Consider the following 12,891-nt stretch of genomic DNA (forward strand, 5'->3'; position numbering starts at 1 on the left):
TACTACGACGAAACCCACCTGGCCATCGCCGGCCTGGTCTCCGACCGCACAGCTATGCGGTAATCACCCACCAGCCGACTCGCTGGGCCAGCACGCCCCAACCTCAATCGCGCACCACGTCGTAACCGCGCCCCCACTCCCCGGGGGGCGCCGGCCGGCCGCGCTTCACCCCGCCCCGGCAGGAGCGGCCTCCCCACGGCCCCCGCCGACGTAGGACGCCAGGTGCTCCCCGGTCAGGGTGGAACGGGCCGCGACCAGATCCGCCGGAGTGCCCTCGAAGACGACCCGCCCACCGTCGTGCCCCGCACCCGGACCCAGGTCGATGACCCAGTCGGCGCGCGCGATGACCGCCTGGTGGTGCTCCACCACGATGACCGACTTCCCCGAGTCCACGAGCCGATCCAGCAGGCCGAGCAACTGCTCCACGTCGGCCGGGTGCAGGCCGCTGGTCGGCTCGTCCAACACGTAGACACCGCCCTTCTCACCCATGTGCGTGGCCAGCTTGAGACGCTGGCGCTCACCACCGGACAGCGTGGTGAGCGGCTGGCCCAGGCTCAGATAGCCCAGCCCGACCTCCTCCAGCCGACGCAGGATGGTGTGCGCGGCCGGAACACGCGCCTCCCCGTCCCCGAAGAACTCCCCCGCCTCGGCCACCGGCATCGCGAGAACCTCGCTGATGTCGCGCCCGCCCAGGCGGTACTCCAGCACCGACGCCTGGAACCGCCGCCCCCGGCACTCCTCACACGTGACGGCCACCCCGGCCACCATCCCCAGGTCGGTGTAGAGGACACCGGCACCGTTGCAGTTCGGGCAGGCCCCCCGGGAGTTGGCGCTGAACAGCGCCGGCTTGACCCCGTTCGCCTTGGCGAACGCCTTACGGACCGGGTCCAGCAACCCGGTGTAGGTCGCGGGGTTGCTCCTGCGCGAGCCGCGGATCGGCCCCTGGTCCACGGAGACCACCCCCGCACCCGCCGGAACCGACCCGTGCACGAGCGAACTCTTCCCCGAACCGGCGACCCCGGTGACGGCGGTGAGCACCCCCAGCGGGATGTCCACGTCCACGTTCCTCAGGTTGTGCGCGCAGGCACCGCGCACCCGCAGCGCCCCGGCGGGCGTGCGCACCGACTCCTTCACCGCGGCCCGGTCGTCGAGATGGCGGCCGGTGATGGTCCCGCTGGCCCGCAGGCCCTCCACCCCTCCCTCGAAACACACGGTGCCCCCGGCCGTACCGGCCCCGGGCCCCAGGTCCACGACGTGGTCGGCGATCGCAATCGTCTCCGGTTCGTGCTCCACCACCAGCACCGTGTTGCCCTTGTCCCGCAACCGCAGCAGCAGGCTGTTCATCCGCTGGATGTCATGGGGGTGCAGCCCCGTGGTGGGCTCGTCGAAGACGTAGGTGGCGTCGGTGAGCGAGGAGCCCAGGTGGCGCACCATCTTGACCCGCTGCGCCTCACCGCCCGAAAGCGTGCCCGCCGCCCGGTCCAGCGACAGGTAGCCCAACCCGATCTCCACGAAGGAGTCCACCGTGCGCTGGAGCGTGGCCAGCAGCGGAGCCACCGACGGCTCCCGCAGCTCGCGTATCCACACCGCCAGGTCGCTGATCTGCATCGCGCACACCTGGGCGATGTTGGCCCCGTTGATCCGCGAGGACCGGGCCGCCTCGTTGAGCCGGGTGCCCTCGCACCCGGGGCAGGTGGTGAAGGTGACCGCCCGCTCCACGAAGGCCCGCACGTGCGACTGCAGGGAGTCCACGTCCTTGGACAGCATCGACTTGCGGATCTTGGGGACCAGCCCCTCATAGGTCAGGTTGACCCCGTCCACCCTGATCTTGGTGGGCTCCTTGTACAGCAGGTCGTGCAGCTGCCTCTCGGTGAACTCGCGGATCGGCCTGTCGGCGTCGAAGAACCCGCAGCCGTTGAAGATCCGCCCGTACCAGCCGTCCATGCTGTAACCGGGAATGGTCAGCGCGCCCTCGTTCAGCGACTTGGTCTCGTCGTAGAGCTGGGACAGGTCGATGTCGTTGACCGATCCCCGCCCCTCACAGCGCGGGCACATGCCCCCTGTGACACTGAAGCTGCGCCGCTCCTTGACGGCGCCGCGCCCGGCGCGCTCCACGGTGACCGCGCCCGCGCCGCTGATCGAGGCGACGTTGAAGGAGAAGGCCTGGGGCGAACCGATGTGGGGCCGCCCCAGGCGGCTGAAGAGGATGCGCAGAACCGCGTGGGCGTCGGTGACGGTGCCCACCGTGGAGCGGGGGTCGGCGCCCAGACGCTGCTGGTCCACCACGATCGCGGTCGTCAGCCCCTCCAGCGCGTCGACCTCGGGCCGCGCCAGCGTCGGCATGAACCCCTGCACGAACGCGCTGTAGGTCTCGTTGATCAGCCGCTGGGACTCCGCGGCGATCGTGCCGAACACCAGCGAGCTCTTGCCCGACCCCGAGACGCCGGTGAACACCGTCAGCCGGCGTTTGGGGATCTGGACGCTGACGTCCTTGAGGTTGTTCTCGCGTGCGCCCTGCACCCGGATCAGGTCGTGGCTGTCGGCGGCGTGGCGGGCAGGCGGCTGCGGCTTCGGATCCATCCCTTGTCTTCCTCGCTGAAGGACGTGGCGTCGTGGGGACCACGTTAGGAGCCCGCCCCGAAGCAGCGCTTCTTCGATCCTGACCGCTGGGCCCGTGGGCGGGAGGCCGGCGCGGACGCTCCGGGAGCGCCCGGTTCCCCGGCCGGAAAACCAGGAGACCCTGTCGGGGCGCCGCTGTAGGTTACGCGGAGCACACACCCCACGGGGGCCGACCAATGTCGAGGAACCGAGAGGCAGGAGAGCCGGAGATGATTCGCAGACTTCAGGCCGTCGCGCTGGACTGTCCGGACCCGGTGCGGCTCGCGGAGTTCTACGCGCGGCTGCTCGGCGGGCGGGTCGTGGTCGACGCCGAGGACCCGGACTGGGTGGAGGTGCACGGGTTCGAGGGCACACCGCTGGCCTTCCAGCGGGTGCGGGACTACCGCCCGCCCCGGTGGCCCGGACAGGGCGCCCCCCAGCAGGCGCACCTGGACTTCGACGTGGACGACCTCGAGGCGGATGAGCAACGGGTGCTGGAGCTGGGCGCGACCGTCCTGGAGCGCACCGACCGACTGCGCCCGGGGGCCAACTGGCGGGTCTACGCGGACCCGGCGGGCCACCCCTTCTGCCTCTGCCTCCACTGAGACGGCCCCGGCCGCGAGTGCGGCGAGCGTCCGGAGGCGGTGTCCACCGGCGCCGCCTCCCACCCCCGTCGGCGGGCCTGCCCGAACAGGAGCCCCGGCGCATCGGCAGCAGGGCCGGAGCTCATGCGGCGGAGGACGCCCCGGCCGGCGCGGGCCGGTAGCACAGGCGGACCACGCCCGAGGGGAGGGTCGTGGTGGCGGTGAGCTCCAGCCGGACGGGGCCGATGCCTTCGAACAGGTAGGGGCTGACGGTGAACCAGAACTCGTCAACCAGATCGTGGGCGATGAGGTCGCGGGCCAGTTCACCGGCGCAGGGGACGACCAGGTTGCCGTCGTGTACGTCCTTGAGCGCCCGCACGGCCTCGGCGGTCTCCGTCGAGCAGGGTGGCGTTCCACTCCAGCGGTGCGCTCAGCGTCCGGGAGGCGACGTACTTGGGCATGCCGTTCATGCGGGCCGCGTACGCCTCGAATGACGGTCATGCCGGTGTTGATGATCAGTCGTCCCACGAGACGCTCCTGTCGGTGCTGTTGGGGTCGTGTGCCTGTGCGGCGAGAGCCGCCGCGAGCCTGTCGAGGCTCTGTTCGAAGCCGATCTCGATACCCGCGATGAAGTCCGCGCCCTCGACCGCGTTGTCGGTGATCCGGTACCGGGCGTCGAGATCCGTGCCGGTGCCGCCGGGCCGGAGGTCGAGGTCGACGTGGGCGGTGAAGGCGGGGCCGCCGCCGAGCACGGGGCGGAGCCGGTAGGCGAGGCGCTCGCCCGGGCGCACCTCGTCGACGACCCCCTCCGCGTGTCCGACGACCGGGTCGGAGCCGTCGGTGTCCTCGGCGTCGCGGTACTCGAGGACGATCCGCCCGCCCGGCCGCGCCTCGAAGAGGAGGTCGCAGACGCGCCGGTCCCGGGGTGCCCACCACCGGGTGAGCAGGAAGCCCTTGGTCAGGTGGTCCCATACCAGTTCGGGGCTGGCGGGCAGCGACCGCCGGAACCCGAAGGAGCGACCGTCGGCCCACCCCGGCTCCGTGGCGGCGAGCCGTTCCGTATGGAGGCTGAGCCCGTAGCGGGCGTAGGTCGCGTGCGAGCCCTCGGTCCGGTCCGCGGTGTCGGCGAGCCGGTTGAGTTCGGCGGCCAGGTCCCGCAAGGCGGCGGACCGGAGCGCGTAGACGCGGCGCTGTCCGGAGCGCTGGCAGGTGAGGAGGCCGGCGCGCTCGAGGGTTCGCAGGTGCTTGCTCGTCTGTGGTTGGCGCGCTCCGGTGAGCTGGGCGAGGACGCCGACCGGGCGGGGCCGCTCGGCCAGCAGGCGCACGAGACGCCAGCGGGCCGGAACGGCCAGTGCGGAGAGGAGTACGTCCATGGACACGAATATTCTCTATGAGGAATATTCGTGTCAAAGGATATTCTGCCCCGCCTCCTCGGGGCCGGAGGCGGCCGACCACACGGCGGTCCAGCCCCCGTCCCGCCGGGCAGCGCCTCGTCCGGCGGACCGGACGCCCAGCGCGGCCCCGCCCCGGAGGGTTACTGGGCCCCACCGGCACCAGGCCGGGCGGCCGCTTCCGACGCGGTCCCCTGCGGCGCCCGTCCGAGCAGACGAACGGCCGGGAGCCATCATGTCCACCACGACCACGACCCACCTGAACCTGCGCGGCGACGCCCGCGCGGCGCTCGACTTCTACCACTCCGTCTTCGGCGGGGACGTCGTCGCCGCCACAAGGACGCGGGTAACGTCACCCGCCCGGACGAGGCGGACTGGGTGATGTGGGGCCAGGTCGTCGCGGACAACGGGTTCCGCGTCATGGCCTACGACGTGCCCTCGCAGATGCCGTGGAACCACGGCGAGAACGCCGTCTTCGTCTCCGTGCGCGGTGACAGCGCCGACGAGATCACCGCCTTCCGGGAGAAGCTGGTCGTCGGTTCGACCGTCGTGCAGCCGCTGGAGCCCGCACAGCGGGCGCCGCTCTACAGGATGCTCAAGGACCGCTTCGGCGTGGTCTGGGTCTTGGAGGTGGCGGCCCCGTACAGCGGTTGACCTGACGCGGAGGGCGAGGGGGCACTACACGGCCCCGGGACCGTGTCGGCGACAGGCACTGCGGCCGGGAGGTCCTCAGAGTGCCGGTCCGGTGACTTCCTGGGTGCCGAGGACGGCGAGCAGGTCAAGGAGGTCGGCGCTGTCGGTGCCGACAGCGGGGGTGAACCAGAGCAGCCGCTGTCGGCCGTCCTCGCTGAACAGGTGGAGGCAGTTGACCTCGATCAGGCCGAGCGCGGGGTGGTTGAGGCGTTTGCGGTCGTCGCGCCGGAACGCCACGTCGTGTTCAGCCCACAGGGCGGCGAATTCGGGGGAGGCGTCGATCAGCGAGCTGATCATCGAGCGGGCTTCGGTGTCCTTGGCGTCTCGTCTGGCGGCGGCTGCCCGCAGGTCGGCGACGAAGGCCCGGGACTGGCCCTCGTGGTCGGCTTCGGGATACATCTGCCGGGCGCCGGGGTCGGTGAACCACCGGTGGACGAAGCTGGCCCGAGCACCACGGAGGCCGGAGTGGTCCCCCAGCAGCGCCACCGCCAGCGGGTTCTGTACGAGGGTGACGTGCAGGTCGGTGATGACCTGTGCGGGTGTCGACGTCAGACGGGTGAGCAGGTCGAGCATGCCGGGGTGGACGTGCGAGGCCGGTCCGCCGTGCGCGGGCACCGGGCGGTCGGCCAGGTGGTAGAGGTAGTCGCGCTCGTCAGCGGTCAGGCGCAGAGCCCTCGCCAGCGCGGCGATCATCTGCTCGGAGGGCTGGGATCCGGCGCCGCGTTCGAGTTCGTTGTAGTAGTCCACCGATGCGCCGGCGAGCTGGGCGACCTCGTCGCGGCGCAGCCCGGGCACCCGGCGGCGGAGCCCGTGGGGAAGCCCCACATCGGCTGGGCGGATGCGTTCACGCCGCGAGCGCAGGAAAGCTCCCAGCTCGGTGTATCTCACAGAACCCATGCCGTCCATTCTGCGTCCGGCCGGGCCGTCGACACAGGGGATGGGATCCCCTGGTTCCTCCGGTCGGCACCGTGCACCGTGGAGGACATGACTACGGACCACCCCACGAGCACCCTTTCGTCGGACATGCGCGTTGCCGTCGTTACCAGCGGATCACGCGGCATCGGCCGGGCGGTCTCCCTCTCCTTTGCCGACGCAACCGTTGACGCACGCATCGACCCAGCCGCGAGGGCGGCGAGGTGGGGCCGCTCATGTGCGACCGGATCCAGGCGCGGTCCCGCCAAAGGCTCGGCACCGACGAACTGCTGACCTCCGCTTCGGCATCCGCCAACGCCTGCACCAGCCGAGAACGGCACCGTGGCCACACATTCTCGGACGCATGCTTCCGCATCACGGGAGAACCCATCCAAGGAGGAACACCCATGCCTTTCGCCAACTTCAAGGTCCCCGCGGGCACCATCACCGCCGAGGACAAGAAGAAGCTCGTCGAGCGCACCACCGACCTGTACGCGGAGATCTACGGTGAGCGGGCCCGACCCACCACCGTCGTGCTGATCGACGAGGTCGCCGACGGCGGCTGGGGTGTCGCCGGCGGCGTCCTGACCGCCGCCATGCTCAACGGCGGCGCCTGACCCCCTTCCTGTGCGGGGTCCGGCGCCGGACCCCGCACAGGAAAGGACGACCACGGCAAGCGCGTCAACGCCCCGCCCCCAGTACGTGGCCTCCCGGACGCTGGCTGAGGCCGGGTGGAACGCCACGGTCACCGAGGGCGGCGCCGCGGAGGAGACCGCCAGCGGCGTCACGGCGATGGTCTTCAGCCCGAAACAGGCCCGCTCCCCAGGGCGTGGCAGCCCCCGGCGGCCGCCGGGGGCTGCTGACCGCAGAACTCTGGCGGGTTCGCTCTCCAGCACGGTTTAATAACGTTTCGTTTGTTACGTTATTAATAAACGTAAATCACTTCAGTTCACGTAACGCAAGCCCGAACAACCCCGCATCCTCACCTCCGATAAGTGAACCTTATCGGAGGTGAGGCCAGGGAGGGCGGTCCGCGCCGCCCGCAGCGCCGCAGGGGCGCCCGCAACGTTATTCAGGGCAGGTCAGCGCCCCCGAAAACGAGACGGATACAGCCTGCGCTGTATAACCGTCGGTGCCCGCATCGCCGCCGGACCCCTCCCACACCTGTCCCGTCCCACTCGATGGGCGCAGGTCCCACTCAAAGCACGCGGCCACGCCCCCTGCCCCCCACCCCGGACGGCGGGGGAGTCGGCGCCCCACTCACAACGGTCGCCGGGTGGCCTCCTCCCACTCCATCCGGGCGGTGGCCGCCGACTAGCCGGTTGAGCCGGCGGGCGACGACGGTGCCTCGAGGACGAAGAAGAGGAAACCGATCTGGGTCGACAGGCTCTGGAAGTCGTCGGGGAACAACTCACGGGCGGCCGGGTCGGGCTGCGGCTCGCTGATGACGGAAAGGCGGAAGCCGGCGCCGGTGAAGGCATCGGTCATCGCGTGCAACGGCCGGCGCCAGAACCTCAGCTGGACGGACTGCCCATTGAAAGTGAACTCGTCGGCATAGCTGGTGGTCGCGAAATAGTCGGGCCGAGGGTTCTGCATCGCGTAGTCCGTGAACGGGTGCTGCACCGACACGATCAGTCGGCCGCCGGGCCTGAGCACGCGCCGGATCTCGGCCAGCGTCGGCCCCCAGTCCTGCAGGTAGTGCAGCACCAGCGACGCGACCACGTCGTCGAACACACCGTCGGCGAAGGGGAGGGGGTCGCTCAGGTCGACCACGTGCAGGTCCGCGTCGTCCCCGAGCCGCCGCCTGGCCAGCGCCAGCATCCCGGCGCTGGCGTCGAGACCGGTGACGTTGGCACCGCGGTCGCGCAGAGCAGCGAACAGGGGGCCCGCGCCGCAGCCGGCGTCCAGGATCCGGCGACCGGTCACGTCTCCGGCGAGGGCCACCATCGCGGGCCGTTCATAGTAGGCGTTCTGGATGTTGTTCTCGTTGTCCGCCGCGTACGCCTCGGCGAACCTGTCATAGTCGTTCGCCCGGACCGGATCTGCAGGCTGGGGGAGACTCTCGGGCATATCGGTTACTCGGTCCATCGCCGTAGCCTAGTGTCCACACGATCCGCCGGGCAGGCCACGGTTTGAGTGGGACACGAAGAACCGCCGCGCCGATTTCTCGGACGCGACGGTCGCGTTCGCCGTTCATCTGGCGATCTCCCCGCACGGGGCCGTCCCCGCGGTCACCGAGAGCGGAAGGGTCAGACCCGGCCGCTGACCAGGCGCGTGAGGTGCGCGGTGCGCTCGCGGCGCGCCCAGGCGAGCAGGGCCATGGGCACGAGGTAGGCGAGCGGGACCAGCGCGGTGACGGGCTCGGCCACCAGCAGCTGAGTCAGAGCCGCCCCCACCAGCAGGGACGACAGGCCCAGTGCGGCCGGGCCGCTCAGCGCCGGGACGAGCAGGGCGAGCGCGCCCAGCAGCTCGATGAGGCCGATGGCGTACATCAGCCACAGGCCCAGACCGATCTGCTCGAATCCCGCGATCGCCTGGGGTGTGGCGGCGAGCTTGGTGCAGGCCGCCAGCAGGAAGGCCCCGGCCATCAGGACCTGCAGAACCCACAGGCCGGCGTTCGCCACGGAGGAGGGGGTGTTCGTCTTCGCAGTGGCGGTGGTCCTCATGTTCCTGCCCTTCGTTCGTGCCGTTCTCTCACCCTGAGGTCGAACGGGCCCGGCCGGGATCGACACATCCGGAAGGGGCTTTTCGAATTCCGGTTCCGCCCTTCCAACCCCCAGGCCATAGCACCCCGCGAGACAGCGCATCGACATACTGCCCGTCAGCGCCATCCCACCGCCCGGGGGCGCCGACGCCCCCGCCACCACCCCACCCGGACCAGGGCTGGCCTGTGGCAGGATCACCCCATGTCGGTACGCGAACTGGTCGTCCTGGGCACCTCCAGCGCGGTGCCCACCCGCCGCCGCAACCACAACGGCTACTTCCTGCGCTGGGACACCCACGGCATCCTCTTCGACCCCGGCGAGGGCACCCAACGGCAGATGAGCCTGGCCGACCTGGCCGCCACCGACATCACCCGCATCTGCCTCACCCACTTCCACGGCGACCACTGCCTGGGCCTACCCGGCACCATCCAACGCATCGCCCGCGACCAGGTCCCCCACCCCGTACGCGCCGCCTACCCCGCCGACGGCCAGCACTACTGGGACCGGCTCCGCCACGCCACCGCCTTCCGCGACACCGACGCCATCGTCCCCCAACCCGTGGGCGGCGCCGGCTCCTGCCTGCTGGGCGAACAGGACCTGCGCATCACCGCCCTACCCCTGCGCCACTCCACCACCGCCTACGGGTACCGCGTCGCCGAACCCGACGGATGGCGCATGCTCCCCGACCGACTCGCCGCCCACGGCGTCCACGGCCCCCTCATCAGCCGCCTGCAACGCGAGGGCACCGTCACCGCCCCCGACGGACACCGGGTGGACCTGGCCGACTGCGCCCGCCCCCGCCGCGGCCAGGTCATGGCCTTCGTCATGGACACCGCCGAGTGCCCCCAGGCCATCGAACTGGCCCAAGGAGCCGACATGCTCGTCATCGAGTCCACCTACCTCGACTCCGAGGAACACCTGGCCCGCGACTACGGACACCTCACCGCCCGACAGGCCGGGCGCGTCGCCGCCCGCGCCGGGGCGCACACCCTGGTCCTGACCCACATCTCCGAACGCTACGACGCCGACCAGGACCCCCGCTTCATCGAACAGGCCGCAACCGAGTTCGACGGCCACCTCCACCTGGCCCGGGACCTGCAACGCCTCCCCCTCCCGCCCCGCCGCCCCTGACCGGTATAGGGTGGCGGCCAGCGCACGCACCAGCCCAAGGAGGTGAGAACGATCCCCCACACCACCGCTCGGGCGTTCCCACCCCCACGGCACACGCACTAGCCACCGGCGCCCGACACCTGACCGTGAAAGGGCTCCCCGTGGCACCCTCCACCCTTCCCCTCCTCACCGCGCGCCTGCGCTCGGCCGGCTGCGTCTTCGCCGAGGAGGAGGCCGCGCTCATCCTGGCCACCGCGCGCACCGCCGCCGAACGCACCGCGATGACCGAACAGCGCAGCGCCGGCCTCCCCCTGGAACACGTCCTGGGCTGGGCCGAGTTCTGCGGCCTGCGCCTGCACCTGGCCCCGGGCGTGTTCGTCCCCCGCCCCCGCACCGCCCTCCTGGCCCGCCGCGCCGCCGCCCTGCTCACCCCCGCCTCCGTGGCCGTGGACCTGTGCTGCGGCTCCGGCGCCCTGGGCGCAGTCCTGGCCCGCACCCACCCCGGCCTGACCCTGCACGCCGCCGACATCGACCCCGCCAGCGTCGCCTGCGCCCGACGCAACCTGCCCGCACACCACGTCCACCGCGGCGACCTCTACGACGCCCTGCCCGCCACCCTGCGCGGCCGCGTCCACGTCCTGGTCGCCAACGTCCCCTACGTGCCCACCGACCAGATCCCCCTGCTGCCCGCCGAAGCCCGCCTCCACGAACACCCCCGCGCCCTGGACGGCGGCACCGACGGACTGGACCTGGTACGCCGCCTGGCCGCCCACGCCACCGACTGGCTCACCCCCGGCGGCCACCTGCTCACCGAGGTCAACCCCCGCCAACTCCCCGCCGCCGAAGACGCCCTCACCCGCGGCGGCCTGACCTGCACCACCCACACCAGCCCCGACCAGGACACCGCCGTGCTCACCGGCACCCGGCCCGCCAGCACACTGCGCTGACCACCGCACCCTCAGCCCCCTAGCGTGAAGCCATGACCTCCTCCCGCCCCCAGTCCTGGCCCGCCCTGCTCGCCGCCGGCCTGACCACCCTGCTGTGGGCCTCGGCCTTCGTCTCCATCCGCAGCGCGGGCGAGTCCTACTCCCCCGGCGCCCTGGCCTTGGGCCGACTCCTCACCGGATCCCTCCTCCTCCTGGGCCTGCTGGCCCTCACCCGCACCGGCTGGCCGCCCCGCGCGGCCTGGCCCGGCATCGCCTGCGCGGGCGTGCTGTCTGCGGCGCCGCGGTCGTGGGCGCCTCCACAGCCGAGGCCGGACGCGCCTCCCTCCTGGGCGTGGTGCTGTGCCTGGTGGCGGCCCTGACCTACGCGCTGGGGGTGGTCGCGCAAAAGCCCGCACTGCGCCACGCCAACGCACTCCAGGTCGCGGCGTTCGGATGCCTGGTGGGAGCCCTGGCCTGCCTGCCCTTCACCGCGACCCTGGTCAGGGAGATCGCCCAGGCCCCACCCGCCGCCACACTCAACCTGCTCTACCTGGGCGCCTTCCCCACCGCGATCGCCTTCACCACCTGGGGCTACGCCCTGGCCCGCATGCCCGCGGGCCGCCTGGGCGCCACCACCTACCTCGTGCCGGTGCTGGTGGCCCTGCTCTCCTGGGCCCTGCTGGGGGAGGTGCCGCACCCGCTCGCACTGGCGGGCGGAGCACTGTGCCTGGCCGGAGTGGCCATCTCCCGGCGCCACACCACCACCCCTCCCGCGCCCGCCCCAGCCCAACCCAGCACCCGCTGGCCCCGGGCCCGCCCAGTCCCCCAAGCGACCCCACAGGGCGCACCCGCTCCACCTCCCACCCCACCGACCCGCTCCAACGCGCACCGCCCCCGACCGCGCCTGAACCACCCCGAAAATCCCGGGCCCGACCCCGGGCGGCTGTGACATGATGCCCACCGCCCCACCACAGCCACCTTCGGGAACCACCATGGACACACCCACCGCCCTCGCCCACACCGTCCCCCGCCTCCTGGGCCAGGACCACCCCGCCACGGCCGTCCAACGCCTGCGCGGCGGCTCCAAGAAGGGCGTCTACCGCCTCACCCTGGCCGACACCACCGTCATCGCCTACCTGTGGCACCCCGACGAGGACTACTGGCCCGCCACCCCCCGCACCGCCCCCGAAACCGACCCCTTCTCCCACGCCTCAGGCCCCGACCTGTTCACCACCGCCCACCGCACCCTCACCGACCTGGGCGTACGCGTCCCCCGCCTCCTGGCCCTGGGCACCACCGCACCCCACCACCCCGGCCCCCTCGCCGTCCTGGAGGACGTGCCCGGCCCCACCCTCGAAGAACGACTCCACCACGACCCCCGCACCACCGCCCCCGTCCTGGACCACCTGGCCACCGCCCTGCGCGCCATGCACGACCACACCCGCCCCGCCTTCGGCAAGGTCGCCCACCTGGACCGGGGCCACACCCCCGCCGCCCCCACCTGCCACCACCTCGTCCTCCAACGCGCCCTGGCCGACCTGGACGAGACCGCCGACCGCGACCCCCGCGCCCGCCCCCACCACACCCGCCTGACCCACACCCTGCACACCCTGGCCCAGCGCATCACCCCCCGCACCGAACACAGCCTCATCCACGGCGAACTCGGCCCCGACCACGTCCTGGTCGACACCCACGGCCACCCCGTCCTCATCGACATCGAAGGACTCATGTTCTTCGACCACGAATGGGAACACGCCTTCCTGCGCCTGCGCTTCGGCCCCCGCCACCCCCGCCTGACCACCCGCCCCCTCGACGGCGCCCGCACCGACCTGTACTCCCTGGCCATGCACCTGTCCCTGGTCGCCGGTCCCCTACGCCTGCTCGACGGCCCCTTCCCCGACCGCGACACCATGCGCGCCATCGCCGAACACAACCTCCACGCCGCCCTGGCCACCACCCTCTGAGAGCATCA

At 71.9% G+C, this 12,891-nt stretch carries 15 protein-coding genes; 9 read left to right on the forward strand and 6 right to left on the reverse strand.

The annotated features are described in order from the left end of the window. Positions 1-165 precede the first annotated feature (165 nt). Positions 166-2,580 (reverse strand): ATP-binding cassette domain-containing protein, encoded by a 2,415-nt coding sequence (locus FYW95_RS21320; protein ID WP_160050689.1) that lies wholly within the window; start codon positions 2,578-2,580, stop codon positions 166-168. A gap of 248 nt (positions 2,581-2,828) precedes the next feature. Between FYW95_RS21320 and FYW95_RS21325 the strand changes: the two genes are divergently transcribed. Next, a complete protein-coding gene (locus FYW95_RS21325) occupies positions 2,829-3,203 on the forward strand; it encodes a VOC family protein (RefSeq protein ID WP_159943494.1) in 375 nt (124 codons plus the stop codon). Between the two features lie 121 nt (positions 3,204-3,324). Here the strand turns inward: FYW95_RS21325 and FYW95_RS21330 are convergent, their stop codons facing one another. Both FYW95_RS21330 and FYW95_RS21335 read right to left on the reverse strand, forming a co-directional pair. Then, positions 3,325-3,561, reverse strand: a complete 237-nt coding sequence (locus FYW95_RS21330; protein WP_201294973.1) for a dihydrofolate reductase family protein — start codon at positions 3,559-3,561, stop codon at positions 3,325-3,327. Positions 3,562-3,697: 136 nt separating this feature from the next. Continuing rightward, positions 3,698-4,555 (reverse strand): metalloregulator ArsR/SmtB family transcription factor, encoded by an 858-nt coding sequence (locus FYW95_RS21335; RefSeq protein WP_159943493.1) that lies wholly within the window; start codon positions 4,553-4,555, stop codon positions 3,698-3,700. A 253-nt stretch (positions 4,556-4,808) separates the two neighbouring features. Between FYW95_RS21335 and FYW95_RS28425 the strand changes: the two genes are divergently transcribed. After that, positions 4,809-4,955: a VOC family protein gene (locus FYW95_RS28425; protein ID WP_236567877.1), complete on the forward strand. Its 147-nt coding sequence runs from the start codon at positions 4,809-4,811 to the stop codon at positions 4,953-4,955. Beyond that, complete coding sequence (locus FYW95_RS21340) at positions 4,952-5,227, forward strand: VOC family protein (protein WP_236567876.1); 276 nt, start codon at positions 4,952-4,954, stop codon at positions 5,225-5,227. The genes FYW95_RS28425 and FYW95_RS21340 overlap by 4 nt, the downstream gene beginning before the upstream one ends. 75 nt (positions 5,228-5,302) lie before the next feature. Here FYW95_RS21340 and FYW95_RS21345 read toward each other — a convergent pair whose 3' ends face one another. Further along, positions 5,303-6,163, reverse strand: coding sequence for a helix-turn-helix transcriptional regulator (locus FYW95_RS21345; protein ID WP_236567875.1), 861 nt, complete (start codon positions 6,161-6,163; stop codon positions 5,303-5,305). Positions 6,164-6,585: 422 nt separating this feature from the next. Between FYW95_RS21345 and FYW95_RS21350 the strand changes: the two genes are divergently transcribed. After that, positions 6,586-6,795, forward strand: coding sequence for a 4-oxalocrotonate tautomerase family protein (locus FYW95_RS21350; RefSeq protein ID WP_159943492.1), 210 nt, complete (start codon positions 6,586-6,588; stop codon positions 6,793-6,795). Between the two features lie 697 nt (positions 6,796-7,492). On the opposite strand, the gene FYW95_RS21355 is transcribed toward FYW95_RS21350, so the two are convergent. After that, the gene (locus FYW95_RS21355; protein ID WP_159943491.1) at positions 7,493-8,266 is read right to left on the reverse strand and encodes a class I SAM-dependent methyltransferase; all 774 of its coding nucleotides are present in this window, start codon (positions 8,264-8,266) and stop codon (positions 7,493-7,495) included. A gap of 161 nt (positions 8,267-8,427) precedes the next feature. Next, the gene (locus FYW95_RS21360) at positions 8,428-8,844 is read right to left on the reverse strand and encodes a DoxX family protein (protein WP_160050690.1); all 417 of its coding nucleotides are present in this window, start codon (positions 8,842-8,844) and stop codon (positions 8,428-8,430) included. Positions 8,845-9,084: 240 nt separating this feature from the next. Here FYW95_RS21360 and FYW95_RS21365 point away from each other — a divergent pair, with 240 nt between their 5' ends. The 5 genes from FYW95_RS21365 (at position 9,085) to FYW95_RS21380 (ending at position 12,883) form a co-directional block, all read left to right on the forward strand. Continuing rightward, positions 9,085-10,014, forward strand: a complete 930-nt coding sequence (locus FYW95_RS21365; protein ID WP_160050691.1) for a ribonuclease Z — start codon at positions 9,085-9,087, stop codon at positions 10,012-10,014. Positions 10,015-10,154: 140 nt separating this feature from the next. Further along, entirely contained in the window at positions 10,155-10,940 is a 786-nt protein-coding gene (locus FYW95_RS21370; protein WP_236567874.1) for a putative protein N(5)-glutamine methyltransferase, read from the forward strand. Positions 10,941-10,972: 32 nt separating this feature from the next. Continuing rightward, entirely contained in the window at positions 10,973-11,299 is a 327-nt protein-coding gene (locus FYW95_RS28430) for an EamA family transporter (protein ID WP_236572268.1), read from the forward strand. Continuing rightward, positions 11,227-11,868 (forward strand): DMT family transporter, encoded by a 642-nt coding sequence (locus tag FYW95_RS28435; protein ID WP_236572270.1) that lies wholly within the window; start codon positions 11,227-11,229, stop codon positions 11,866-11,868. Before FYW95_RS28430 ends, FYW95_RS28435 begins: the two co-directional genes overlap by 73 nt. A 43-nt stretch (positions 11,869-11,911) precedes the next feature. Further along, the gene (locus tag FYW95_RS21380) at positions 11,912-12,883 is read left to right on the forward strand and encodes a phosphotransferase family protein (RefSeq protein WP_159943488.1); all 972 of its coding nucleotides are present in this window, start codon (positions 11,912-11,914) and stop codon (positions 12,881-12,883) included. Positions 12,884-12,891 lie beyond the last annotated feature (8 nt).

The organism is Nocardiopsis sp. FR4 (genome assembly GCF_009830945.1).
Classification (GTDB): Bacteria; Actinomycetota; Actinomycetes; order Streptosporangiales; family Streptosporangiaceae; genus Nocardiopsis.